Below are 25,779 nucleotides of genomic sequence, written 5' to 3'. Positions count from 1 at the left end.
TATGAAGATCACCTTTTTTATAGACTTCGACGGGACTATAACCAAAAAGGACACATGCGTAGCGATGACTCAGGCCTTCGCCAGGGGTAACTGGGAAGAGATAGAGCTCCGGTGGCAGAGGGGGGAAATTTCCACCGAAGAGTGCGCCAGGGAAACGTTTAAACTTTTTGACGCAAGCGAAGAAGATCTCAGGAATTTTTTGATTGAAAACATGGAGGTTGATGATTACTTCATACCTTTTTTAGAATTCTGCCGGAAAAGGGGACATGACATTTACATACTAAGCGACGGGTACGATTTTAATATAAAAACAATATTAAAAAAATACGGGATCAAGGATATTCCTTATTTTTCCAACAAACTCATAATCGACGGCCGGAAATTCGATATTGAATGCCAGCACTCTTCCGGGTGGTGCCCGCAGTGCGGCACCTGCAAGGCCGAACTCATCGACAAATTAAAGCCGAGAGACGGGATTTCGGTTTATATAGGCGACGGCTATTCGGATGTATGTGCGGCAAAAAAAGCGGATGTCATTTTTGCAAAAGGGGTTCTGCTTTCCCACTGCCGCAAAAATGACATCCCCGCCATCGCTTATAAAGATTTTTCCGATATAGTAGACTGGGCCCGCTCCGCCGACAGCCCTGTCAAGCCACGTCAAAATCCTCTATAGTCTTCCACCTGTTGCACCTGTCTCCCCAGCGCGCAATTACCTTCCCTTCCATTTTTATGTTTACCACCTCGCAGTGGTTGGAACAGCCCTGACATTCGAAACTGTCCGCGGTGAACTCTATATCGCTGGCCTGAAAGCCCCTGAATTTCGTGTTTTTCACCCCCGCATCTCTGGCCAGCAAGGCGGCGCCGAGGGCCCCCATGACGTGATGGTATTTGGGGACGTATACCTCCATCCCCAGCGCTTCCTCGAAGGCGGCCTTCATGCCGATATTCGCCGCCACCCCGCCCTGGAATACTACCCGGGGCAGTATTTCCTTGCCTTTGCCCACGTTGTTCAGATAGTTCCTGACCAGGGCCTGACACAGCCCCCTTATTATATCCTCAATTTTGTAACCCAGCTGCTGCTTATGGATCATGTCTGATTCAGCAAATACCGCACATCTCCCCGCAATGCGCACCGGATTTTTCGACCTGAGGGCGTATGCGCCGAATTCTTCAATGGGTATCCCCAGCCTGTTGGCCTGCTGGTCCAGGAACGACCCAGTACCGGCGGCGCAGACGGTGTTCATGGCAAAGTCGGTTACGACGCCGTCCCTCAGAATTATTATTTTTGAATCCTGGCCGCCTATCTCTATCACCGTTCGCACGTCGGGAACTTCCTTCTGGGCGGCGATCGCATGGGCGGTTATCTCGTTTTTTACAATGTCGGCGCCCGCTATCACCGCTGCCAGCTGTCGGCCGCTGCCGGTGGTGCCTACACCTCTAATATCCCACTTTCCATTACTTCTGGAATTAAGCAACCGCAGCCCTTCCTGGACCGCCTTTATGGGCTGGCCCTGGGTGCGGATGTAAACCGCATCCTCCACGTCACCATTTTCGTCAAGAATGATCAGGTTTGTGCTGACGGATCCCACGTCAATACCCAGGTAATGTGCCATATACTACATCTCCTTTTCTCTTCTTTCGCTTGGCTGCCAGTAGGTCTACAAAGGCTTCCACGCGGGTCCTCAATCCTTCCTTGCCCGTCTGCTCGTCCAGGGTTACCGGCAGAAACCCTATATCGTATTCGGCGCAGACCTTGGGCAGTATGCTCTTGGCCACGATTTCGGGGATGCAGGTAAAAGGCGAAAGTTGTATCACCCCGTCAAATCCCCTTTTTGCAAAGAGTATGGCGTTTCCCACCGATTCCCGCCCGTGGCCGCCGCACATTTCCTTGAAGTATGGAGCAGCCAGTTTTTTCACATCCCTTTCACCTGGCATTCTAAAAAGGTCCATAACGGCGTTGTAGAAAGTGTAAGATGCCAGAAACATGGATCTTTCCGCATAAACCCCCAGATCTCCCAGCATCTCTTCTATTTCCAGGTTGGCCGCCGGTTCGATGACCACGTATATTTCCCCTACGATGCCTATTTTTATGGGATCTACGTCTTTTTTTTCGATTTTTTCATAGAGAAGCTCGATCTCCCTTTCGATTTCCACAAGATCGCGGTAATTCTGCGCCTTTGCTATCAGTTCAGCGCACTTTTTATACGTCCTGGTGGTTTCCCCTTTTTTAACTTCTAAAGGTCTTATCTTATGAGAGAGTTTTTCCGCCTTATCCAGCAGCTGAAGCTCTTTCCATACAAAGCGGCCCAGCCTGAAGTAATCGGCGATGGACAGCTTCCGGTTTACCAGTTTTTTTATACTGGCGACCAGGTCCCTCAGATGCCTGCCGGGAGGTTCCAGGGTTATCATCTCGAATTCGTAGCCCAGGCTCTTCAATATCTTCTCGTGAAGGGTAGTGTAGAGTCCTGCCCTGCAGGGCCCCACACCTCCGGTGGAAACCAGGGTGTCGGCTCCTGCTTCCAGGGCCTCGATATAGGTGCCCAGTACTATCTTGAAGGGCAGGCACGCGAACTCCGGTGCATATTTGGTGCCCAGGCTCAGCGTTTCCTCAGTAGGCCGTTTGGGCAGCACCACATCGTTGCCCAGTGCCTTCATGAGCTTTTGAAAGGTTATAGTGGCATTCCCTACGTAAGGAAAGGACACTTTTCTCATAACATAGCCGCCTCTTTTACCTTTCTTTTTCTCCTCAACATATCTACAAAGGCTTCCAGCCTGGTGTTAAGGCCTTCCTGCCCGGTGTGCTCGTCGAGGGCGATGGTCAGGTAGGGTATGTTCCTGTCCCTGGCCTCCAGTTCCATTATTTTGTCCACTATAAAGTCAGGGCCGCAGCCGAAAGCGGTTACGTGAATGATGCCGTCGACGCAGCCGGTCTCCAAGAAATGAAAAGCGGTCCGCAAGACGCTGTTGCTGAAGGTCCAAAAAAGCGTCTTTTTAAGCTTCCCCGCGTATTTCTGCTTTACCTTTTCCGGCACCATCTCGGGAGTAATCACATAAGTTCCCATGCCTATCAGCTTCTTTATAAGGTCCAGGCTCAGGTACGGGTCATAGAGCATATACGGGTAACCGACGACCCCCAGTTTGATATCGGCGCTTTTTTTCTGGGTCAGTACGCCCAGGGGCGGAATACCTCCCTGCAGGAACTGGTGTGTGTAGTTTTTCAAACTCATGAGGGCTTTTAGGTAAGCGTTGTAAGCCGTAAAGAACCCCTTCCGGAATTTTCTGCCTACCCTGAGGCAGGTTAAAAAAAGCTCCCTTTTTCTCTTTCCGATATCTATTCTAACTTCCAGCATATTATTCAGGTTTGTTATCGAGCAGGCGACCATGTCGGGCAGTCCCAGAAATTTAGGGCAGAAGGTGGCTTCCCGGTTCACACTCACCAGCCTCGGGACGAAGACGTAATCCACCCGACCCAGCAGATTCCTGACGTGTCCGTGAAAAAGTTTTATGGGCACGCAGGCGTCCGCCACGGCGTCTTCAACGCCGGCATCCATTATCTCTTTCGACGTGGGGTCCGAGACGACCACTTCCAGGCCCAGTTTTTCAAAAAAAGTGTTTACGAAAGGATAGTAAGCGTAGTAGGCCAGGGCTCTCGGTATGCCGATTTTCAATTCAGGTCTCTCCTCGTATGAAAAATTGAATAATATATAATTCAACGACCGGCAGAAAATTCCTTCCGGTATATCCTCTGCCCAATTGTTAAATATTGATGAGTGGAACAATGATTTCTACAAAAGTTATAGCGGCCGTTGATATAAAATATTAACGGGAGCGGGAAGATATTCGCACAAAATAGTATATTCAGCCGGGTTTGCAATTGCTAATTAAGAGCCCGCATCTTAAAGATGCGGGCTCTCAATTATCTTACATATTACCTCGCTATACCGGTCTCCCTCATTTTCCGGGCAAAGGCCCTCTCGACGACATCGGTCGGACCCATGCACCTGAACGCGGGTCCCCCGGCGGACACGGCCAATTTCGCCCTGCCACCTTCGAAATTAAAACCTTCCCTGTATAGCACCGGCGTGCCGAAGGCATCTTTCGTCCCCGCAGGCCAGAATATGCCGCACCTCGTTAATGCCGGCTTTTTTATTCCCCGGTACTCGGGTATCTGCCGTGAGATCGCATCCAGCGCCTCCTCCGGCGATTTGAAGCTGAAAGCACATCCGGTGGCGCTGGCCAGGTCCTGTATCACCTGCCAGTTCTCGCGGCCCGTAACGGCCGGCAGGGCCCTCTCAAACCACTGCACCCTGCGCTCGGCACTGGTGTAGGAGCCCCGGGACTCGGAAAAGGCCGCTGCCGGCAACACTACATCCGCCAGGCGGGCAGTGTCGGTGAGGAACAGGTCCTGGACCGCCAGGAATTCCAGTTTCTCCAGTATGCCGGTTACGGCGGCGTCAGAACCGGCCGGATCTTCACCGAAAATAAACGCTCCTTTTATCCTGCCCTGTTCGATGAGCTTCAGAATCTCTCCGGCGTCCGCCGTCACTCCCATGTCCACGAGGCCCTGGGCGTTGCTCTTCGCCCTGAGCATAATGATACCGTTGCGGGGCCTTCCAATGTGGCCCGTTACGACGGCTATGGAAGCTATAAGCCTTTCGGCGTCGCGAGTAAGCCTCTCGTGGTCGAAAACAACCATGGCGTTCCTAGCCCGGCCGTAGAGGCGCGCTATTTCCCTGATATCGTCGGGCACCGCAGTGTCGGCCAGGGAGGCCTTCAGTTCCTCGAACCCCTCGGCTCTTGCCGCACCGGATGTAAAGCCTTCCTCAATAAGACCCTTCAGCAGGGCTTTAAGGAAGTCCACGCTGTTTTCCGGCCTTACTACTCTGTGGGCCCACTCGTCGGTGATGGAAGGTTCGGGGTTTATGACGACCAGTTGAGTCCCCCTCTTCAACGCCTCTCTTATCTTCAACCCCGCTACGGCGTAATCCTCCATCACCCGACATCCGATCAGCAGCAACAGATCGGTGGAAGTCAGCTCTTCCAGCGAATTGGTGGACGCATCGCAGCCCAGGATATCCTTCAGGCCGCCGGGGGAATTGCCGAAGGAAGCCACATGGGGTGTACCCAGACCCTTTCTTGCAAACTCCACCGCCATAAAAATCTCCTCGTTGGTGAGCCCGGGCGATACGAATACCGCCAGACTTTCCCCGCCGTTCATAGCCCTGATCCCTTGGGCCTTCCTGCCGGCATAGAGCAGGGCTTCTTCCCAGGCAGTCTCAGCAAATTTCCCGTTCTCCCTAACCAGCGGTGATGTCAGCCTTTCTCCGGCGGTAATCGCGCTGAACCCGAAGCGACCCTTCACGCACAGGTGTCCGGCGTCCACAGGGCTCTCCCTGTCGGGAAGCGCTCTCAGAATCATATCTCCCCTTATATCCAGCTTTATGCTGCAGCCGACGCCGCAGAAGGAGCATACCGTATGCTTTTTCTCCGTTGCCACCGGCACGGGCTTTGCCACCGGCGGCTTTTCCTGCAGTGCTCCCGTGGGGCATACGGCCACGCACTGGCCGCAGGATATACAGGAACTGTCCTTTAAGGGCAGCTCGAACTCGGGCCTTATAACCGTGTCGAACCCCCTGTTCACAAATCCCAGGGCGGTAATACCAATGACCTCGTCGCACACCCTCACGCACAGCCCGCACAGGATGCACTTATTAGGATCTCTTACGATAAACGGATGATCTTCCCGGTATTCGTACCTGTTTACTTCACCTTCGAGCTTTTCGGGGTTTACTCCGTACTCGTTGGCGTATTTTATGAGTTTACACTCGAAGAAGTCCTTGCAGCCGCACTCCAGGCAGCGCATGGCTTCTTTCTTTGCGTCTTCCTCGCTGTAGCCCAGTACGAATTCCCTGAAGTTGGTCTTCCTCTCTTCGGGAGACATGTGAGGCATGGGGGCCCGGGGAATCCTTTCCCTGTCGGCGAAATCGGCTTCGGTCAGGTCATCGCGCTTCACTACATAGGGCTCCCTGTACGGGATGACGTTTCCTTCCAGATGGCTCATAATCACTTCCGCGGCTTTCTTGCCGTCGGCCACGGCCTCGATGGCTATCCCGGGGCCTTCGTTGACGGCGTCGCCGCCGGCGAATACCCCCGGTATACTGGTGGCAAACGTGCCTTCGTCGGCGGAAATGGTCCTCTTTCTGGTGAGGTCGACGCCTTCCAGGCCTTCGGGGTTTACCTCCTGCCCTATTGCAGCTATAACCGTATCAACCTCCAGTATCTCCTCCTCGCCGGGGATAGGTTCCGGCTTTCTCCTGCCGGTGGCGTCGGGTTCTCCCAGCCTCATCTTCTGCAGCCTCACAGCGGCAACCCTGCCGTCCCTGCCCATGATCTCTATCGGGGCCACGAGGAAGACAAACTTCACGCCCTCTTCCTCGGCCTCTTTTATTTCAACTTCGTTGGCAGGCATCTCGTTTCTCGTGCGTCTGTACAGCACGTACACTTCTTCGGCCCCCAGGCGAACCGCAGTGCGGCATGCGTCCATGGCGGTGTTGCCGCCGCCCACCACCGCGACCCTGCGGCCCATATTCACCGGCTCGCCCTTTGCCACAGCCCTTAAAAAGTCGATGCCTCCCATTACGCCGTCCAGATCCTCGCCGGGACAGCCTATCCTGGAGCTCCTCCACGCGCCGATTGCTAGAAATACAGCATCAAAGCTGGACCTCAGGTAGTCTGAAGTCACGTCCCTGCCTACTCTGCAGCCGGTTATAAACTCGACGCCCATTTTCTTGATCAGGTCTATTTCCCTGTCCAACACCTCTTTAGGAAGGCGGTACTGGGGTATGCCGTATCTCAGCATGCCGCCGGGTTTTTCCATAGCTTCGTAGACCACAACCCTGTGGCCTTCTTTTGCAAGGTAGTACGCGGCGCTCAGCCCTGCCGGGCCGCCGCCGACCACCGCCACGGATTTGCCGGTCGGGGGCTTTATTTCAGGCATATAGGGATATTCCGACGCCAGGTCCACATCACCCACGAACCTTTTGAGCCAGGCGATGGCGATGGGCTCCTCCACCAGCCGCCTCCTGCAGGCATCCTCGCACGGGTGTGGACAGATCCTCCCTATGCTTGCGGGAAGCGGCAGCTGTTCCTTAATCAGCTTAACGGCCTCGCGGTACTGGCCGTTGGCTATGAGCCCCACGTATCCCTGACAGTCGGTATGGGCGGGACACGCCTGGCGGCAGGGCGGGCGGCAGTCGCCGGTGTGGTTGGACAGCAGGAGTTCCAGGGCCACTTTTCTGGATGCCCGTACTTTCTTCGTATCGGTGTAGACCACCATACCGTTGGAAATCTCGGTGGCGCAGGCCCGGAGCAGCTTGGGAGCGCCCTCGACCTCCACCAGGCACAGACCGCAGGAACCGTATATCTTAACTCTCTCGTCGTAGCACAGGGTGGGAATGTCTATCCCGTTTTCCCTGGCAACTTCGAGGATGGTCTGCCCTTTTAACCCTCTGACTTCGCGTCCGTTTATATTCAGCCTTATTTCCTCCATGTTTCCCCCTCCATTATCTTTATTCTACTGCGACCGCGCCGAAGCGGCAGACCTCTAGACACGTACCGCACTTGGTGCAGTTTTCCCGGATGATCTCGTAAGGCTGCCCCTTCGAACCCCTTATAGTGTTTACCGGACACTTGCGCGCGCAGAGGCCGCAGCTCCTGCATTTTTCTGCATCTATCCTGTAAGCGATGAGGGCCTTACACTGTTTCGCCGGGCACTTTTTATCCTTTATATGCGCCTCGTACTCGTCTCTGAAGTACCTGAGGGTGGTGAGTACGGGGTTAGGTGCCGTCTGGCCGAGGCCGCACAGAGAGCCTCCTTTCACGTTCACGGCCAGCTCCTCCAGCAGCTCCAGATCCGACTCCTCACCCCTGCCCTCGCAAATCCTTTCCAGGATCTCCAGCATCCTCTTGGTGCCGAGGCGGCAGTGGGTGCACTTACCGCAGGACTCCTTCCGAGTGAAATCCAGGAAAAATCTTGCCATATCCACCATACAGGTGGTCTCGTCCATAACTATCATACCGCCCGAGCCCATAATGGCTCCGGTCTTCACGATAGACTCGTAGTCCACCGGGGTGTCCAGCAGGGACTCGGGTATGCAGCCGCCCGACGGCCCGCCCAGCTGGACGGCTTTTATCTTCTTATCGTTCTTTATCCCGCCGCCTATCTTGAAGATGACATCTTTCAGCGATAAGCCCATGGGCACTTCCACAAGGCCGCCCTTTTTCACCTTGCCCGCCAGGGCAAACACCTTCGTGCCCTTGCTCTTTTCGGTCCCTATGGCCGCAAAGGCTTTGCCGCCCTTCAGTATAATCCACGGTACGTTGGCGAAGGTCTCCACGTTGTTGATATTGGTGGGTTTGCCCATATACCCCTTCTGGGCGGGGAACGGCGGTTTAAGCCTGGGCATTCCCCTTTCTCCTTCCAGCGACGCGATGAGGGCGGTTTCCTCGCCGCACACGAAGGCCCCCGCCCCGGCCTTTATTTTTACGTCGAAACAAAAGCCGGCGCCCATTATATCTTTGCCGAGGAAGCCCTTTTGTCGGGCCTGCTCAATGGCTATTTCAAGTCTCTTTATGGCGAGCGGGTATTCAGCCCTGACATAGATAAACCCCTGTTCCGCCCCGATAGCATAGCCGGCGATGGCCATGCCTTCCAGCACCGAGTGGGGGTCGCCCTCCAGCACGCTCCTGTCCATGAAGGCTCCCGGGTCCCCTTCGTCGGCGTTGCACACCACATACTTGGGAGACCCCTGGGCGCTCCTGGCAGCGTTCCACTTGAACCAGGTGGGGAAGCCGGCGCCGCCCCTGCCCCGGAGGCCTGATATCTTCATTTCTTCGATGACCTGCTCCGGAGTCATCTCCTTAAGCACTTTTTCCAGGGCTCTGTAGCCATCCCTTTCGATGTACTCGTCTATCGATTCGGGGTCAATCACCCCGCAGTTCCTCAATGCGATTCTCATCTGGCCGTCGATGTAAGACCGGTCATCCTCCGCGATTGTGTACTCGCTCAGCACCTTTCCTTTTTCGATGTGATTGTCGAAAATTTCCTTTACAATTTCCGGAGTTACCCTGACGTAAGTGGTCCTGTTGCCCTCGTCGTCTACTACGTCGATAATGGGCTCCAGGTAGCACATCCCAATACATCCGGCCTTTTGTACATCAACAGAAATCCCCCTGCTTCTCACTTCGTCCTGGATAGCCTCTAGTACCTTGTTTCCCCCTGCGGCTATTCCGCAGCTTCCAAGGCCAACGACTACTTTCACTTTCTACACCTCCAGTTTTTATTTCCCCGTCTCTCGTCTATAGATATCCCTTATCACGTCCCTGGCCTTATCGGGCGTGAGTTTGCCGTACGCTTCCCCGTCGATCATCATGACCGGGGCCAGACTGCAGCAACCCAGGCACGCTACGTTTTGAAGGGTAAAAAGCCCGTCGGCGGTAGTCTCCCCATCCTTTATATTCAGTTCATCGCACAGGGCGCTGGTTATTAGTTCCGCCCCGTTAACGTGGCAGGCCGTGCCATGGCAGACCATTATGAGGTGTTTGCCTACGGGCTTTAACCTGAACTGGGCATAAAAGGTGGCCACTCCGAACACTTTGGCGGGTTTTACACCGATTTCCCTGGCGATATGGTATAGGGCCCTTCTGGGCAGATACCCGTATACATCCTGGGCTTTCTGCAGCACAGTGATCAGGCTGCCGGGAATACCGCGGTACTCCTTCAAAACCGGCTCCAAAACCGCAAGGTCCACCTCTTCATCGGGAAAATTTTTTTCTATTCCGTGTTCTTCACCGATGCAGCAAAACATCTAATTTTCACCCTTTCATTTTAATTACTGATCTATAAGAATTATAACACAATATACAACATAAAAAATAATCTTTAACCAATCGTGTGGTTATTTTATGATATTGTGTAAAAAGACCCTCTATGTCAAGATAGAATATAAACTTTTTTGATAAAAACATAAAATGAACCTTTTTATGTAAATGATGGTAAATTCATTCTAAGCTTATTCTTTACTTAAAAAGCAATGCTTTAAAAGACTGTAACTTTCAAGCAGCTAAACCATGCTTTGTCCTGGCTGCAAGAAAAATTGCCTCATCATAAGGTTTAAAGTTTTTCCACATTGCTAAGATAATTCTTACCCAAATATTAGCTAAAGCCCGGATGGCTTCATGGTGAGACTTGCCTTCGGAACGCTTTTTATCGTAATATTCACGAGGCCAAACAACCCACCGTACTTTTTGATAAGCAAATTGGTGCATAGCATTGCGGAAAGGTTTGACACAAGATTTTCGCTGTTTAGCGAAGCTGTATTTGCCGCTTTGGTAAAGCACGGGGGAAGTTCCAGCCACTGCTTGGACTACAGAAGCATGCAGAAAGCGTTCTCTATCGTCTCACCACTCCGCCAGCAGTCTTGGAGCCAGCCGCGAACCCGCTCCAGGCAAACTGGCGAATAACTTGCTGTCGAAGTGGAGATTAAAAAGGCGCTCTATCTCCCTGTCATACTCTTTGATTTGCTCGAGGAGCGGTTCGAGCTGAGAAAGTATAGCCAGCATCAGGCGGGCTTTAGTTCTGGTAACTACAGGACTTGCTTTCAGCTGAGGAGAATGTAGCTTTTGATAGATTGTTATAGCTGTCTGATTAGGTTTTGGGTGTTTATGAGATTTTAAGAAAGCCGCCAATTCCAGTACAGAAGCTTGTTGTGCTGCTTCCAATGTAGGGTAGAGCTTTAAGAAATCCAGAGCAACGGGCAAAGTTGGCCTGGAAAAAAGCTCGAGGGCTACGGGGAAATATTCTTTCAAGCAAGAAATCAAGCGGTTGGTTAAGCGAGTAGATTCCCGAATTAAAGTATCCTGGTCACGAGTTAAAGCTTTTAGCTCCTGAATCAGCTCGGAGTCTGGCTCAAGTTTGCGCAAGCGGTTAATATCCGTTGTGCCCAATTCTGCCAAGATACGAGCATCCAGGGGGTCGCTTTTGGAGCCGGAAGGCTTACGGCGACGATCAAAGGCCTTGGGATTAACAGGATATACGGCAAACCCGGCTTCCAGCAAGAATTGGATTAGAAGTCCATGCTTGGTTTCTATGATACAGGCTATTGACTGAGGGTTTTGAACTAATTTAAGTAGTTTTTTCTTTAGATATTCTAAGCCTTCTCTGGTATGAGGTATAGTGAAATTAGCCTTTTCATACCCTTGGGAGTCAATGATGAATACGCGATGTTGAGTATCAGCCCAATCAATGCCTACGTAAAGCAATTTCAAAGCCTCCTTGATTTAGAGATTAAGACTACAGCCTTGCGGTCAGCCTTATCTAACAGCGGTGCTCGAAGCACGACCCCTCTATCTACCGTGACTGGCCATAGCATTATTTCGGGAAAGACGACTCTTTTTAAAGCAGTCGAACTGACCGGGAGTTTATGGTCTTTCCCCAAAAAAAATTCGTTTTCTAATTTTAATTTACGATAGCATGAAGGATTCTTCCTTCTTGCTATAAATTACTTTAACAGATAAGGGAGTTTTAAAAAAGGGTTGAGCCACCCTCACACCTCCGGTTAGAATTAAATTGAACAAACCCAAAAACCTAACTGGAGGGATGAGAAATGGCCCAATATAATATTACCATTGATTCTGAAATTTGCACCACCTCTTTTTAAAAAGAGCTAAAGATGAAGGGGAAAACCTATATTTTAAATAAAAAGGGCTCATTCAAACCTCTTTGTTCCAGCTACTCAACTATTACAACCGGTTTTATAAGGTCGCTTTGTTTTTCTTTCATCATCAAAAGAGCTTTTTCTATATTGTCAAAGCCGCGGAATATATGGGTTGCCATCTTGCCAGGATCTATTCTGTTGTATCTTACTAAGTCGATAAGCTTTTCCATTCTCAATCGACCGCCCGGACAAAGGCCACCCTTTATAAATTTATGAGCCATTCCGCATCCCCAATCCAGCCTGCCAACAGGCAATATCTCTCCTTCACCGAAATAATTCACGTTGGCGACTGTTCCCCCCGGCTTTACCATCTTTACAGCCTGTGAGAGGGCTTCGGTCTTGGCGCCGGCAATGATGACTGCATCGACGCCTTTGTTGCCGGTGAGTTTCATTATTTGCTCTACAATGTCGCCGTGTTTATAATTTACTATGTCCGTGGCCCCGTAATACTTGGCAGCTTCGACCAATGCTGGCCTGCTGCCTACGGCAATAATCCTAGCTGCACCCCGTAACCTTGCCCCGGCTACTGCCATGAGTCCCACAGGGCCGATACCTATAACTGCCACCGTATCGCCGAGCCCAATTTCTGCGAGTTCAACCCCGTGGAATCCGGTTGTCATCATATCGGGAATCATAACAGCCTTTTCTAATGGTATTTCTTCAGGGAGGTGAGCCAGGTTCATATCGGCATCGTTTACATGAAAATATTCAGCAAAGACTCCGTCTTTTATATTTGAGAACTTCCAACCGTTAAGCATACCGCCCGAGTGCTGGTGGAATCCCCGTTGGACATCTAGGGTCCTCCAGTCGGGCGTAATAGCCGGTACAACCACCCGGTCGCCGGGCTTAAAGTCCCTGACCTCGGAGCCCACTTCCACCACTTCACCTACGGCTTCATGGCCCAAAATCATGTTATGTCTTTCGCCGATAGCTCCTTCGAACACAGTGTGAATATCAGAAGTACATGGCGCTACTGCCAGCGGCCTTACGATGGCATCATAAGGGCCGGCTTTTGGTTTCTCTTTTTCTATCCATCCAATATGACCGATTTTAAGCATTGCAAACCCCTTCATATAAAAACACCCTTTCTTGTAATATTATAAAAACAACGGAAAGCAAACCGTTAAACTTTAGTCTTAGCCTCTCACTCCCTTCCATTGCTGGTGGTCCATCCTTTTAATATGTAATATTCAAAAATTTCTTTAAAATATTATCTTATTGCTTCTTTTCTACAAATTTTTTTACTAATTTTTCTATTCATAAATCAAACTCCCTGTCGACATCCTTGATTATTCCAAAATCGTTTACATGAAACTGTTTCACTTGGTGACGGTGCTTTCTTATAACTTCCCGAGCTCCATTATCTTCCGGAAATCTCTATAAATTCATTCTTAAATTTTGTGGATATTATCGGAGGATGGACCATTTTCCCCTTTAAAACATTAGGTTTGGGGGCAAAGTGACATTTTCGTACAATAATTAAATACGTTTTGGCCCATTTTTAGATAACATTTTTAAAAGAATTGACATATTCTACAACCAATCTATTTTTCCTTCTTAAAGTAAAGCCTTTTCGCGGTAACGTCGACCCTTAAAACGTTGAGGGCCGTCATGTGTTCCACCTGCTTGGCCACTTCCGCCTGCACCTTTTCCAGCAGCGGCACGAGCGGCACCCCGTACTCCACCGAAAGCTCCAGCACGATCGCCACGCCCGTCCCGTGGTTTTCGATTATCGCCCTGCCCCCCGGGCCTACGCCTCCGACGCTTCGGGCGGAGTAAAGGGCTATCTGGCTGACGACCGTGTCGGCTATGGTGTACCGTCCCAGATAGCTGTAATTGGGCCTGACTACCGACTTTTCCGTTATGATCTCCTGTTTTCCGCGCCGGTAGAAGATCTTAAGCGGATCCAGCAGGTAACCCGAAAAATATTTTTTTATTTCCAGTGTAGGTACAGGGATAACGTGTTTGCCATCCAATTTCCTAATCCGCTGGGCTCTTTCTATCTCCTTCGGGGTGGACACATCCTCTATGTGCACCACCGTTTCCGGCGCGGGCAGTTCCAGAGCCCTGCATATGGCGCGGACCATTTTTTCCGAAGTGCCGATTACCAGGACCTTACCGGCATTGACCTCGGCCAGCTTGTCCCTCACTTCCCTGGCGTGGGCCGGATCCTGAAAGATAGCACGCCGGATTGCACCGATCATGGTCTCCTCCCTTTTGGCCGAAAATCCGGCCACCACCCGGTTGCCGTGTATCAAAAGCCCGTCGTCGATTATAAGCTCTGCACCGTACTGCCTGGCTACTATGTGGGCCTTGTGGCTTTTGCCGGTGCCGCTTTTACCCACGAGAGCGATTACTTTCAAACTATCAACTCCTGAACGAAATATGCTCATAGTTTTATACTACCATAACAATACGTGACTATAAAGATGTAATGGTACCAATATTCTTTAAGTTTTCTTCAGTTTCGCAGAGTTTGTTAATTTTTTATCATAATTTGTATTCACACAAAAACCCCCGGGAGCGGATGCTCACAGGGGTCGATTCCGGAAAAGATTATTTCGCTGCTATGAAACTATCGTTCACCGCCTGCCAGAAGGAAGGTGTGGTATACCCAAGCCTCCATACGGCTATGCCTTTAAGCCCTTTCTTTATAGCCAGCCTGGACTTAGCATCTACGGATTCCCGGCTCTCCATCCATATCTGATAGGTCTTGCCTTTTTCATCGGTAAAGCTGCCGTAGGCCATCAGGGAAGCACTATCTATGGTCAGCTTCAGGCCGTGCTTCTGAGTAAGCTCGTCCAGGAACCATATTTTGCTGTAAGTCATCCCGTTTTTTGCTTCCAGCACGGTGTATTTTTCGCTCCCCGACCAGGCATAACCGTAGTAACCTATCCCCAGCACTATCTTTCCGGCGGGTATCCTGGCCAGAGCGTAGTCCACGATCTCTTCCACCCAGTCTATCCCTGCCTGGGGTCCCGGGGAAGCCGGGTTTTTGTCGTAGGCCATCAGCACCACGTAATCGCTGTATTTGCCCAGAGTCTCGTAGTCGTAGCCCGGCCACCAGTCCTTCTTCTCGGTCTTGGCTGGCAACGACAGGCTCAGAGTCTTTTTCTTCGATTTTAGGGTTGTGTAAAGCTGCTTTATGAATTCGTTGTAATTTTCTTTATCCTCCAGTCTGAGATACTCGAAGTCAATGTTGACCCCGTCGTAATTTTCCTTCTCCACTTCCGCTATGATCTGGCTGACCAGCGCACTCCTTTTTTCTGCAGTGGCCAGAGCCTGCTGCAGCCGGGCCCGGTCGCTTTCGAACACCAGGGCGTGGACCTTCACTCCCCTTTCTCTGGCGGTCCGGAGGACGGAGTCGTACCCTTCGGGTTTCATTATCCACCGGGAGTTGTCACGGCTTGTCAGGTTACAATTGCTGTCCAAGGTGTACCATTTGGCAGCTATTGAAGACAGCTTGTCCACATTGTTCATGAAGTCGTCGTAGGACTGTGAATAATAATACCCCAGTATGTATTTGCTCAGCTTGTCAGCTGTCTTTATAAACACCGTATTCTGCTTGCCGTCCCAGTGCACAGCCGCCCCGAAAGCCTCGCTGTAAAACCGGAGCGGTACCAGGGTGCGCCCCTGTATCAGCATAGCCGGCACATCCAGCTTAACGGGTTTCTCATTTACGTAAGCGGTCGAACTCCCCACCCTGAGGACCACCCGGGTTTCACCCCTGTGAGCGGTGACCGTTTTTGTCCTGCCGTCCCAGTGAACGCCAGCGCCCAAATTTTCACTTAAAAGCCTGAAAGGGACCAGAACCCGGTTGTTCTTCAAGACGGGTGTAACATCGAATTTCAAATCCTGGCCGTTCAGCATAACTCTGATGGAAGCCGCCGCACTGGCGGGCAAAGGTGTGATAATCGTTAACATGATCGCAACTAGTAAAACGGATACGGCAAACCTGCGTTTCAACATCTCTTTATTGTAAACCCCCCTTTTTTCAGTCTAACAGCACCATCCCCGTCCAGATCACCTTTCCCGGAGTAAAGGCCATCTCCAGACCGGCGTTTTTGCAGGTCTTAAAAACGTCTATCCCCATGGCTTCCATGGGCGGCCTTGCCCTATCTCTTTTCACGCAGGAAGCGCTGGGATTTTTCACTATAGAACATTCCGCACACAGCCTGCAGGGGCCTCCTGTCAGGCCCGCCGCAAAGGCAAACCCTAACGAAAAAGCTCGTTTTTCCGTCCGGTACACGGCATCGTGTAAAAGCAGGGCAAGTCTGGTCGCCTCCTGATCCGCACCTTCCCCTTCTGCAGAACCCTGCACCTGGAGGAGCAGAGCCATAATGTAATTCGAAAGCACTTTTTGGAATTCGTCGACGCCGGGTACATGAGGAGGGCACATAAATCTCTTTCCGTATTCCCTGCAGCCCGAATGACTGCACTGGAACCTCACCCGCTCGTCCACCACCACATCGCGGACAGCGATCAGTTTGGCTTCAGAGACGCCCTCGCAGCTCAGGGCAAATTCCAGGAGTTTTTCGGCATCTTTGAATTTTCTCAATAGATCCATAGCTCACCTCGCGAGGATAAACCTTTCCCACCTTAAATAATACCAGACATGTTATCCACAGTCTACCCTGTTACAAAAATGTAATATTCGTTATTGTTTTATGCGCCCCCGTATGTTATAATTAAATGCGTGAAGTCACCTTTAGTGGAGGTGGCTTAAAAAGCGAAAATAAACTTTCAGCGTGCGCCTATAGCTCAGGGGATAGAGCACCGGCCTCCGGAGCCGGGTTTTGCGGGGGTTCGAATCCTCCTAGGCGCACCATTATTTTTTTAAGCGAAGGCGGCTACAGCCGCTCTGATTTAATTTAACAAATAGAGCTGGAGGGGGTTTTACATATGAGTTTTACACAGGATCTTTTGAGCTGGACTCATGAACAAAAGTGCCAGAAAGCAGTGGAATCTCTGAAAAAGAGGGGTTTTACCGCCGTCTACTGCAAGACAAAACAGGAGGCCGTCGATTATATAATTAAAGAAGCAGGGGAGGCCTCCACTATAGGTTTCGGCGGTTCCATGTCGGTGACAGACTTAAAAATAGCCGACACCTTGAGGGAAATGGGGAAAGAATTACTCATTCACGGAGCACCCGGCCTTTCCCCGGAAGAAAGACTGGCTGTAATGCGCCGGCAGCTTACCTGCGACCTTTTTTTGACGGGCACTAACGCTCTCACCCTGACGGGTTGTCTTGTCAACACCGATGGTACCGGCAACCGCGCTGCTTCCATGTTTTTCGGTCCTAAAAAGGTTATCGTTGTGGCCGGCCGCAACAAGTTAGTCAGCGACACGGAGGAAGCACTGAGGCGCATCAAGATGTATGCCGCCCCTACCAATGCAAAACGCCTCCAGTGCGAAACACCGTGCGCCAGGACCGGCTTTTGCGCGGACTGCGATTCTCCAGACCGCATTTGCCGCATCACCACCATCCTTGAGCGCAAGCCAAGACTCACCGACATCCACGTGCTGGTGGTAAACGAGGACCTGGGATTTTAACGGCGGCTCAATACCATCCCCGCCTGTATCCACCGTAGCCGTAACCGCCGGTGGATTTATACATGTAATAGGCGAAAGCCACCACGAAGGGCGTGATGAGCTGGGTTAGGGTGAAAAAACCTATGCCCCAACGGTCGTTCACGTAATGGACCAGGAAAAGAGGATTGTCCCTTACCGTCTCTTCGATGAGAGCTCTGAGTATTTGATGGTACCATATAAAGGACCAGAACTGGTATCCGGGCGGCAAATTTTTGGTCTGGAGGTACAGGAATCTTATTAAAAGCACCAGGCCGATAAACGAGCCGATGAGCTGCGCCGGCCACCTGCCGAAGGAAAATTCGGTCATGCGGCCCAGAACCTCCTGGTTGAAGATATTCCCTATCCTGACTATTATATAACCGAAGGAAAGCCCCAGCACCGTCCAGTCGGCTATGATGTTGGGATTAACGCCGTGCCTTCGGCAGTAGGGCCATCCTGCGAGAAACCCGCCGAGAAGGGCGCCGTGCCAGGAAAGTCCCCCTTCCCATATCTTTACCACCTGAACCGGATCCTTTAGAAACCATTCGGGATAATTGGTGAGCACGAACATAAGGCGTGCTCCTATAACCCCTGATATTATGACGATCATTGCCAGGTTCAGAAGGAAATCCTCGTCCAGGCGCAGCTTCCTGCCCATAGTGTAAAGGTAATATGAACCCACCAGAAACGAAACAGCCATGAATATTCCGTACCAGTGAACCGCGATGGAGCCTATTTTAAAAGCATACGGGCTTACGTCGATCAGCATAATTTCAGATTATCCTCCTTTTATTTTCCTGCGGCGCTGCAGGTTTATTTTTATTTTATCACCAAAACCGTCTTCTTGTATATAGATTTAAGCTGGAGCAAATCCTAATTTTAGGAGCAAAATGAAAGGGGTTTTTTTTATGGATTTTCAGCGTGCGCAGGAAATCCTGAATTCATCCGATACTTACGAGGTTTTTTATAAGGGAAAGCTGGTCTGGATTAAAGGGCTCAAGCCCGAGGATAACACCGCTGACGTAGAAATCCTCAGCGAAAAAATTCGAACCAGCGTTCCCGTGGAGGAGCTGACAGAAGGCGAGAATTTACATTAAACGGGAGGTGATATATTGATCAGCTGCGAGGTATCCATTTATCCCCTGGAGACACAGAACTCCGATCAGGTCGTAAATCAGGCACTGGCGTCCATTAAGGATATGGGCGTCACCTGCCAGGTGGGAACCATAAGCACATATATAACCGGGTCCCCCGAGAAAGTATGGGAGTGTATACGCACCCTCTACGACACGGCTTCCACCCGGGCAAAAGAGCTGTCCATGGTGGTAACCATTTCGAACTCTCAGAAATCCTAAAAGTAAAAGCCGGCCTCGCTAAAGGCCGGTTTTTTAATTCAGCTTACGGTCATCTCGACCCTCTTTAAAATTTTCTCAATCCTTTCCTTTTCGGTAAGTACCCTGTTTTCCTCGGGGTCATAGGCGTAAAGGGCTCCGTCCACCAGCCTGGTGACCAGTTTGCCGCAGGCCGCCGGGTTGCCCTTCAGGTGCGGTGCGTCCAGGATGCCCAATTCGATAGCTCTTGCAATGGTATCCGGATCGGTCCAGGGATCTTCCACCCCCGAATTAAGCTGTTTTATGGCTTCCAGAGTGATCATGGCCTCTTCTATGAGCTGCTTTTTGCGCTCCTGAACCACCGGATCGTTTACCATGTCCGGAAGGCCCAGGAAGGCATTGCGTATAACGCCGCGCACTATCCTGCAGCTCTCGATTATGTCTTCGGCGGTGGCTGCATGATGGGCCTCGCAGAAACCAACTACGTGGTATATGTGAGGCTTTATCGCCATAGCAAGATACGCTGACGACGCCAGCTGCCCTTTCGCCTGGGCCAGATCCCCCGGGAAGCTGGCAAGGCCCGCCCTTGCCTGACGGTAAACCCTGAAGTTTTCATCCTGCAGCGATTCTATCAGCTCGATCTTTGCCAGCATCTTGGCCAGGTCCATCCGCGGCGAAAGGGACGGCGGCACGTTGAACATGTACTGGGCAATGTAGTGCTTTACACCCATCTTTTTGGCATTGTATGCTGCCAGAAAGGCGGTGGCGACGCCTACGGTATCGTGGGCGTCCCTGAGGCTCCAGTGGTGGGATTCGTTCACTTCCACCGGAATGCCCCTTTCTCCGTGCCACTTCATCACCTGCTGGTTTTCCCTTATTGAATCCCTGAGAGGTCTGGGCCCCCGCTTATCCAGCACGTTGTACCAGCAGAGCGGCACGGCGCACCAGGCGTTTTTTATGGTATCCTGCAGCATTTCGGCGAACTCTATCAGATGGCTGGTACCGCTGTAGCAGCGAAGCAGCGGGTAATTTCCGCGGCGGGAGGCCCGGTAAAGCGAAAGGAAGTCCTCCCTGGAACGGACCGGCACACCCCCGGCTCCATCGAGCCTCCGGTCCATTTTGTCCTGCTCGAAGAAGTACTCCTGGGCGTTCTGGTCCGGTGCTATGGAAATCACGTCAAGTACTTTTGCCTCCGCGACCTTTTCGATGGCCTCTATCGTCGCCTCCAATGAAGGCAAGCCCAGGTGGTGTCTCAGGATCGGGTAAGGGTACTTGGATTCAATGCGCGATATCAGGTCCGCGGGGTAAGTCTCCTCGGCGGAACGCCTGTAACCCTTAAGGAATCCGATAACCTCGTCTATATCCTCCAGGCCGTTGAAAATCTTCGTGAAAATGCCGCTTTCTTCCGCAACCTTCGCTGTGGGTTCAGTGCCTCCGAAAATCCACTTAATCCCCGAATCAAGACCATTGGCTTTAATTTTTTCCTTCAGTTCCTTCAGCACTTCCCTCAGGGGCTCCGGGGTAAGCCGGTAACCTACACCCACGTAATCGGGCATTCTTTCCTTAACCGCAGCGATTAATTCATCTATGGAAACGGCCGCACCTAAAAACTCGACCTCATATCCTTCCCGTTCGGCCAGTGAGAGGAAGTTCATAACACCCGCCACGTGTACGCAGCTGCCGATGGTCGCCCCAAGAATCCTTTTCATTACGCCACCACCTCCTCTTCAGGACGCTTAATCTCGAGGTAACCGTTTTGGACAAATTCGTGGATTTCCGCCGGGCTCAGGCCCGCCAACCCGAGCTTGTCGACGGTCCTGCCCTGTTCCCAGAAATTCACTCCGGTCATCATATTGGCAAGGCGAATTATCGTATCTATAGCCGGGGTCTCGATGCCCAGATTTTTGGCCAGTGATGAAATGGGAACTAGGCTAAAGGGCACGTCTTCGTAAATGTACCGGGTTTTAAGATCCTTCGGCGCCGTAAGGCCCTTGTACGCGGGGTTGTTCTGTATGGCTTCGTATATGGAGTTCCCGCAGGCGCCGTAGGAATCCTCCAACCACTGCATAGCCGATATCGCCTTTACACCCAGAACTCTTGCTACCTTCATTCTTTCGGCATCGAGCCTTTCCAGCATCTGACCTATACTGGGGGTTATTCCCTCCAGGTAATACTCAAAGGTCTGGCCCCTTTCTATATGTCCGCTGTTCAGCAGCGTAGGAGCAGGGTGGAATATCGCACCGAAATTGTTGAGGCTGGTCTCCATAACGTCCCTGGCGGGTTTGAACTGCGGATATGCGGCCGATAAAAGCCTTATGACCAGCTCCGTCTTCTCCGCCGGAATAGCCGCCAGCTTGACTTCGTTCTTCACGCTGAATATCCTGGCACTGGTGGGACCCGTAGCCCTGCAGGCGTATATGAAAGTCTGCGCCTCGGCAACTATCACATTTTTCGTGCACCCTGACTTTCGCAGCGTCTCGTAAACTTCCAGCGCTCCGCAGGTACGGCCGGGGTTTAACACGATAATCTGATTGTCCTTAATGTAAGGCGCCATCTGCTCCGCCAGCTCCCTATGGGCAGTGGCGGGAGTGGTTACCATTATGATATCCGAGCCCTCTATAGTTTCTCTTATATCGGTAGTGACCATGGAAAGCTTGCCCTCGCCTTCCACGGCGCCGGTCAAATGTATTTTCGGGTCTTTTATCAGGTCCTTTATCTTTTCTTCGGACCTGTTGTAAAGGTTAACCGTAAAGCCCATCAACCCCAAATATCCTGCCATGGCAAGGCCGCCGTTACCCGCCCCTATTACGGTGTAACGCACCTCTTCCGGCCCCTTTATCATCGATATTCCCCCTTTCTTTCGGCTTTTAAGGCAAAATAAAAGCTATGGAGGACCATAGCTTTGATCGGGCAAATAATACCCTCATGCTACAAACCTCCTCTTTCCACGCTTACGAGGTTAGCTGACGGGTTCGGGTTGAAGAGGTAACCCTACTCCTCATAATAGGGTTTTATTCCCTATTATGAAGGAGATTCACCCCAAAAGTTGGGTCCCCCGCTTCTTTCTATGGGGTAGGCCATAGAAAGAACTCAGCGTTCAAGATTATAGCATCCTTTTTTATTGTGCAAAATATTATATCAAATGTAGATTCCCGTGTCAACCGGTTTGCATAATATATGTAATATATATTGAATCAATCTTTGAGGTTATTAAGGTTGATGTGATTCGGATAGGGAATTCCAGAGGCTTTATATATAGCTCAAGGCTGGCCTGGAAGTAAGATTTCTTATGGCTAAAGACAGGCCATTACCTGCCGTATTCAAAGATTCTTACATGATGTCCCAATGTAAAGCCATATTTATCCCTGCAACGTCCCATCCCCCTCGCCTAACGCGGGACGCTTATTATGCTCTTATATAATGCGGCATTTCAAACGGAATCTCTATGGAAAATTCAACGAATCCTGCATAATTGTTATTTTCATCGTACCAGGGCGTTTGATAGATTAATTTTTTTATGCCATTTTTTTCGATCGTATAGCAGTTTTTGGTTTGGGTTTCAAGCATGTATTTTAATTTACTCCTGGCCGGTTCGGGGTGGCAATCCAGAACGTTCCTGCCGATGAGTCCAGCGCCGCCGTCTTTTTCGAACGTCTTGCAGGCTTTCTCATTCATGTAGAGTATTTTCCCCTCTGCGTCACATATGGTAACGGCAACGGGGAGCTTTTGGGCCCAATTTTTTTCCATATTTAACCCCTCTCTTCGCCGATTTCCTTTCAAGTGAGATACTATTATATATTCTTTTTTTATCTTATAAATTCCTCCAGTACTTTCCGGTAAATATTGTCCGCTATCTTTGTCCCTTCCTCCAGCATCTTTCGGGCTCTCGCCTCAATTTCGGCCGCAAATCCGGCGTCCTTGATGCCGTTAAGGTTTATCTTCACATTGAGCCATGCGCCCTGGAGAGCAGTTTTGAGGCATAATGCACCGACTCCCAGGTCGCTAACGGCGGAGGTATTTGAGTTGCCAAGGGCTTTATTGTGAAGCTCTAAGGCAAACATGCACATTTCCATTACTGTAAACGGCACCAGTGTGGCCTCTTTTAAAGCTTTCTGCATGGCTTCACTTCTTGCTGCTTTTTGTTCTTCCGTATCTTTCGGCATCTTAAAGACTTCGGCCACCCTGTTAAAGGCCCCCGTATCCTTATCAATCATCGAAATCAGCGAATCCTGAAGCTCTTTCCCTTCCTTCAAAATTTCCAGCATGAGGGGTTCTTTGTCTTTATATTTTTCCTTTCCCAGAGTAAGATTTGCCACCATGGAAGAAAGTGCGCTTCCCACGGCTCCCACGAGGGCTGACGCTGAGCCGCCCCCAGGGGCCGGTTCTTTTGATGCCAGTATAGATACAAAGTCTTTGATGTTGAACTCAGATAAAGTCATGTCTATCTGCCCCTTTTTAAAAGCTAAATATTTAATTCAAGCACCTGTTTTCTATCAAAGTTTTCCAACCGCAGGTAAAAATCGGCCACATCCAGCAAAGCCTGTACCGGCACCAGACCGACGATTTCGCTTCCTATTACGTTTACCCCGTATCTCGCGGCTTCGGATTTTACCGTTTCAAAAACCCTGAATAGTGGCGTGCCGGTGTAGTTTAACATATTTATTGTTACCTGCGCCACATTCCTTCCTTCGATCATGACGCCCATAGCCCGCACATATTTATAACCGCCCTTCGCTTCCCTTATGCTGTTGGCAATTTTTTTGGCGATTTTCACATCATCAGTATCGAGATTTATATTATACGCTATGAGGAACTGCCTTGCACCAACAACCGTAGCACCAGCGGTAAGGTGCATGCGCGGCGGACCGTAGTCGGGTCTTCTCTCGGGTTTCGTAATTTCCTGCTTTAATCCTTCATATTCTCCTTTTCTTATATTCGGCAGGCTTTTCCTCTCGGGAATTTTAGCTGCTTCCTCATACATATAGACGGGGATTCCCAGCTTTTCAGCAATTTCCTGCCCTAGTTCGTTCGCCAGTTCCACACATTCTTCCATGGTTACATTGCTAACGGGTATAAAAGGTATCACGTCGGTAGCGCCGATGCGCGGATGTTCGCCTTTATGTTTTTCCATATCTATCAGTTCCGCTGCTTTTGCGCACAGGGCAAAAGCAGCCTTTTTTACTGCTTCCGGCTCGCCGACAAAAGTGATGACCGTTCTGTTGTGGCTTTCATCAGGGTTGACATCCAGAAGTTTCACCCCTTCCACTTTCCGGACTTCGTCAACAATCGTTTCAATAACTTCCGTCCTTCTGCCCTCGCTGATATTCGGAACACACTCGACTATTTTTTTCAACTTGCACACTCCTTTTTTTCAAATTTTAACTATTTAATAAAATAATTTATAAACCACACAATATTGGGGATTCCCACAAGGTCAATAAGCACCGCTCCGCACAGGGGAACAATCAAAAACGCCTTTCGCGAAACCACCCCGTATCTCTCCGATACGGCATTCATGTTGGCTATGGCATTCGGGGTGGCTCCCAGGCCGTGACCTACTAAACCGGCACATATAACGGCGGCATCGTAATCTCTGCCGAGCAAGGGAAACATGAAGTAAATGGAGTACGCCAATATAAATATGGTCTGCACCACTAGTATAATAATAAGCGGCAATGCCAGAGAAGCCAGTTCCCATATCTTCAACGACATCATGGCCATCGATAGAAATAACCCGAGAGATACATCCGCGATAAGGTTAACGGATTCGTCATGAACCTTTACAAATTTAACCGAATCATTGATATTTCTGAATACGACCGCTACAAACATGGCGGTGATATAACCCGGAAGTACAAAACCCGTGGCGGTTTTAATATATCCGGCTATTAATTCTCCGAGGACCATGATAACAAGCAATAATCCCATCATATAAAGCATGCTGTTGCTGGTGACAAGGGATCTTTCTTTACCCGTCTCCTGCGTAATAACCTCTTCGTATAACGGGGTTTCTCTTTCATCGGTCTTTATCTCCAGGCGATTTTTCTCTATAAGCCATTTCGCCACCGGTCCGCCTAGGAGGCCCCCTGAAATCAAACCATAAGTCGCCGAGGCGACAGCGACAACAAACGCACCCTGAACACCCATCTGTTCAGCTGTTGGGCCGAAAGCCGACGCAGCCCCCATGCCGCCTTCCAGTGAAACCGCTCCGGCCATAACGCCCAGAACCGGATGGATTCCGGTCAGCATCGCTGTAGCGGCGCCCACCACATTTTGCATTATTGCCAGTACCCAGCATCCCACCAGATATACAAGCAGCAATCTCCCGCCTTTTTTTATAAGCCCCAGGCTGCCTCCAAGACCCACGGTAGTAAAAAACGCTATCATTAAAGGCATCTGTAATGTCGTATCCAGATTAAAAGCCATTATATCTAATTCCTTAAAAAGCCACGCCAGTAGCGAAAAACTAAAACCTCCTATTACCGGAGCGGGTATGCAGAATCTAGTGAAGAAAGGAAAAATCTTTCGGATCCAATTTCCATAAATCAATAAAAGAACTGCAACGGCCAGAGTACCCACCAGACTTAATTTTAGCGTCAGAAGACCTTCAACTATCTCAAAACTCATGTTCTCTCACCCTTCTTATCAGGCATTTTCATGTCCTAACAATATTTTAAATATATATCCGGTTCATAACATTTGTCCTCCCCTCCATCCATCACAAATTTACATTCAAACTTTAACATATAGTAAAAGCAAATCTCATACCAAATAGAGTAGGAGGGGGCGGCTAACCCCCGTCCTCTCACACCACCGGACATGCGGGTCCGCATCCGGCGGTTCACCAAGCTTGACGAAGAGTTTGGTAGCGTTCGGTTAAGCTCAGCAGGCCCTGGGTTTGCCAGTAGGCGTTGCCCAGGGCTCTATTCATTGGCCCGTGGGCCATCCGCCACGGCCCTTTACGAGCGTTGGCGAGTTCATTTACTGCCCACTCTGGTAGCCCCAGTGCACGCAGCTCGCGGTATCTTGTCCGTACCCGCTTCCACTGCTTCCAGAGGCACATACGCAGCCTCCTCCGCATCCAGCCTTCCAGGTCCTTGAAT

The 25,779-nt window shown here is 50.6% G+C and carries 22 protein-coding genes, 1 tRNA gene, 1 pseudogene and 1 riboswitch; of the genes and pseudogenes, 5 read left to right on the top strand and 19 right to left on the bottom strand.

Annotated features, from left to right (window positions below; all coding sequences use genetic code 11):
- The first annotated feature begins 1 nt into the window (after position 1).
- Positions 2 to 673 (top strand): MtnX-like HAD-IB family phosphatase, encoded by a 672-nt coding sequence (locus LZ11_RS08380; protein WP_148867443.1) that lies wholly within the window; start codon positions 2 to 4, stop codon positions 671 to 673.
- Here LZ11_RS08380 and LZ11_RS08375 read toward each other — a convergent pair.
- From LZ11_RS08375 to LZ11_RS08325, 11 genes and pseudogenes are all read right to left on the bottom strand, one after another.
- Positions 648 to 1,613, bottom strand: coding sequence for an acyl-CoA dehydratase activase (locus tag LZ11_RS08375; RefSeq protein ID WP_148867442.1), 966 nt, complete (start codon positions 1,611 to 1,613; stop codon positions 648 to 650). The genes LZ11_RS08380 and LZ11_RS08375 overlap by 26 nt on opposite strands.
- The gene (locus LZ11_RS08370; RefSeq protein WP_148867441.1) at positions 1,591 to 2,712 is read right to left on the bottom strand and encodes a 2-hydroxyacyl-CoA dehydratase; all 1,122 of its coding nucleotides are present in this window, start codon (positions 2,710 to 2,712) and stop codon (positions 1,591 to 1,593) included. The genes LZ11_RS08375 and LZ11_RS08370 overlap by 23 nt, the downstream gene beginning before the upstream one ends.
- A complete protein-coding gene (locus LZ11_RS08365; protein ID WP_148867440.1) occupies positions 2,709 to 3,668 on the bottom strand; it encodes an acyl-CoA dehydratase activase-related protein in 960 nt (319 codons plus the stop codon). The genes LZ11_RS08370 and LZ11_RS08365 overlap by 4 nt, the downstream gene beginning before the upstream one ends.
- A 260-nt stretch (positions 3,669 to 3,928) precedes the next feature.
- Complete coding sequence (locus LZ11_RS12900) at positions 3,929 to 7,549, bottom strand: NAD(P)-binding protein (protein WP_148867439.1); 3,621 nt, start codon at positions 7,547 to 7,549, stop codon at positions 3,929 to 3,931.
- 19 nt (positions 7,550 to 7,568) lie between these two features.
- Positions 7,569 to 9,320 carry an NADH-quinone oxidoreductase subunit NuoF gene (gene nuoF, locus LZ11_RS08355; RefSeq protein WP_148867438.1) on the bottom strand — a complete coding sequence of 584 codons (1,752 nt, stop codon included), beginning with the start codon at positions 9,318 to 9,320 and terminating at the stop codon, positions 7,569 to 7,571.
- 18 nt (positions 9,321 to 9,338) lie between these two features.
- The gene (gene nuoE, locus LZ11_RS08350) at positions 9,339 to 9,866 is read right to left on the bottom strand and encodes an NADH-quinone oxidoreductase subunit NuoE (RefSeq protein ID WP_148867437.1); all 528 of its coding nucleotides are present in this window, start codon (positions 9,864 to 9,866) and stop codon (positions 9,339 to 9,341) included.
- A 247-nt stretch (positions 9,867 to 10,113) separates the two neighbouring features.
- Positions 10,114 to 11,319: pseudogene (locus tag LZ11_RS08345) on the bottom strand (IS110 family RNA-guided transposase).
- Positions 11,320 to 11,788: 469 nt separating this feature from the next.
- Positions 11,789 to 12,847 (bottom strand): NADP-dependent isopropanol dehydrogenase, encoded by a 1,059-nt coding sequence (locus LZ11_RS08340; RefSeq protein WP_148867436.1) that lies wholly within the window; start codon positions 12,845 to 12,847, stop codon positions 11,789 to 11,791.
- Positions 12,848 to 13,318: 471 nt separating this feature from the next.
- Positions 13,319 to 14,137 (bottom strand): Asp23/Gls24 family envelope stress response protein, encoded by an 819-nt coding sequence (locus LZ11_RS08335; RefSeq protein WP_148867435.1) that lies wholly within the window; start codon positions 14,135 to 14,137, stop codon positions 13,319 to 13,321.
- Positions 14,138 to 14,330: 193 nt separating this feature from the next.
- Complete coding sequence (locus LZ11_RS08330) at positions 14,331 to 15,743, bottom strand: stalk domain-containing protein (RefSeq protein ID WP_148867434.1); 1,413 nt, start codon at positions 15,741 to 15,743, stop codon at positions 14,331 to 14,333.
- 25 nt (positions 15,744 to 15,768) lie between these two features.
- Positions 15,769 to 16,341: a DUF2284 domain-containing protein gene (locus LZ11_RS08325; protein WP_148867433.1), complete on the bottom strand. Its 573-nt coding sequence runs from the start codon at positions 16,339 to 16,341 to the stop codon at positions 15,769 to 15,771.
- A gap of 183 nt (positions 16,342 to 16,524) precedes the next feature.
- Between LZ11_RS08325 and LZ11_RS08320 the strand changes: the two genes are divergently transcribed.
- Positions 16,525 to 16,602: transfer RNA gene (locus tag LZ11_RS08320), tRNA-Arg, on the top strand.
- A 74-nt stretch (positions 16,603 to 16,676) separates the two neighbouring features.
- Positions 16,677 to 17,327 carry a lactate utilization protein gene (locus LZ11_RS08315; RefSeq protein WP_148867432.1) on the top strand — a complete coding sequence of 217 codons (651 nt, stop codon included), beginning with the start codon at positions 16,677 to 16,679 and terminating at the stop codon, positions 17,325 to 17,327.
- Between the two features lie 7 nt (positions 17,328 to 17,334).
- Here the strand turns inward: LZ11_RS08315 and LZ11_RS08310 are convergent, their stop codons facing one another.
- Positions 17,335 to 18,117 carry a prolipoprotein diacylglyceryl transferase gene (locus LZ11_RS08310; RefSeq protein ID WP_170240338.1) on the bottom strand — a complete coding sequence of 261 codons (783 nt, stop codon included), beginning with the start codon at positions 18,115 to 18,117 and terminating at the stop codon, positions 17,335 to 17,337.
- Between the two features lie 136 nt (positions 18,118 to 18,253).
- On the opposite strand from LZ11_RS08310, the gene LZ11_RS08305 reads away from it, so the two are divergent.
- Together LZ11_RS08305 and LZ11_RS08300 are read left to right on the top strand one after the other, a co-directional pair.
- Positions 18,254 to 18,442: an H-type small acid-soluble spore protein gene (locus LZ11_RS08305; protein ID WP_170240337.1), complete on the top strand. Its 189-nt coding sequence runs from the start codon at positions 18,254 to 18,256 to the stop codon at positions 18,440 to 18,442.
- Between the two features lie 15 nt (positions 18,443 to 18,457).
- Entirely contained in the window at positions 18,458 to 18,700 is a 243-nt protein-coding gene (locus LZ11_RS08300) for a YkoF family thiamine/hydroxymethylpyrimidine-binding protein (RefSeq protein ID WP_170240336.1), read from the top strand.
- A 38-nt stretch (positions 18,701 to 18,738) separates the two neighbouring features.
- On the opposite strand, the gene LZ11_RS08295 is transcribed toward LZ11_RS08300, so the two are convergent.
- From LZ11_RS08295 to LZ11_RS13035, 7 genes are all read right to left on the bottom strand, one after another.
- Positions 18,739 to 20,385: a cobalamin B12-binding domain-containing protein gene (locus LZ11_RS08295; RefSeq protein ID WP_148867428.1), complete on the bottom strand. Its 1,647-nt coding sequence runs from the start codon at positions 20,383 to 20,385 to the stop codon at positions 18,739 to 18,741.
- Entirely contained in the window at positions 20,385 to 21,518 is a 1,134-nt protein-coding gene (locus LZ11_RS08290; protein WP_170240335.1) for an NAD/NADP-dependent octopine/nopaline dehydrogenase family protein, read from the bottom strand. Before LZ11_RS08290 ends, LZ11_RS08295 begins: the two co-directional genes overlap by 1 nt.
- Positions 21,519 to 21,610: 92 nt before the next feature.
- Positions 21,611 to 21,782: riboswitch (cyclic di-AMP (ydaO/yuaA leader) on the bottom strand.
- A gap of 299 nt (positions 21,783 to 22,081) precedes the next feature.
- Positions 22,082 to 22,423 (bottom strand): PAS domain-containing protein, encoded by a 342-nt coding sequence (locus LZ11_RS08285; RefSeq protein ID WP_148867427.1) that lies wholly within the window; start codon positions 22,421 to 22,423, stop codon positions 22,082 to 22,084.
- A gap of 59 nt (positions 22,424 to 22,482) precedes the next feature.
- Entirely contained in the window at positions 22,483 to 23,115 is a 633-nt protein-coding gene (locus LZ11_RS08280) for a cyclodeaminase/cyclohydrolase family protein (protein ID WP_148867426.1), read from the bottom strand.
- A gap of 23 nt (positions 23,116 to 23,138) precedes the next feature.
- On the bottom strand, positions 23,139 to 24,029 hold the full coding sequence (ftcD, locus tag LZ11_RS08275) for a glutamate formimidoyltransferase (protein WP_148867425.1): 891 nt from the start codon (positions 24,027 to 24,029) through the stop codon (positions 23,139 to 23,141).
- Between the two features lie 29 nt (positions 24,030 to 24,058).
- Entirely contained in the window at positions 24,059 to 25,303 is a 1,245-nt protein-coding gene (gltS, locus tag LZ11_RS08270; RefSeq protein ID WP_148867424.1) for a sodium/glutamate symporter, read from the bottom strand.
- A 214-nt stretch (positions 25,304 to 25,517) separates the two neighbouring features.
- Positions 25,518 to 25,779, bottom strand: a 262-nt coding sequence (locus tag LZ11_RS13035) for a group II intron maturase-specific domain-containing protein (RefSeq protein WP_342782609.1), incomplete at its 5' end; no start/stop codon positions are given.

The organism is Thermosediminibacter litoriperuensis, assembly GCF_008124715.1.
In the GTDB taxonomy this organism is placed as follows: Bacteria; Bacillota; Thermosediminibacteria; order Thermosediminibacterales; family Thermosediminibacteraceae; genus Thermosediminibacter; species Thermosediminibacter litoriperuensis.
The sequence above is the reverse complement of the archived record's forward strand: the minus strand, read 5'-3'. Positions and strand labels throughout refer to the sequence as shown.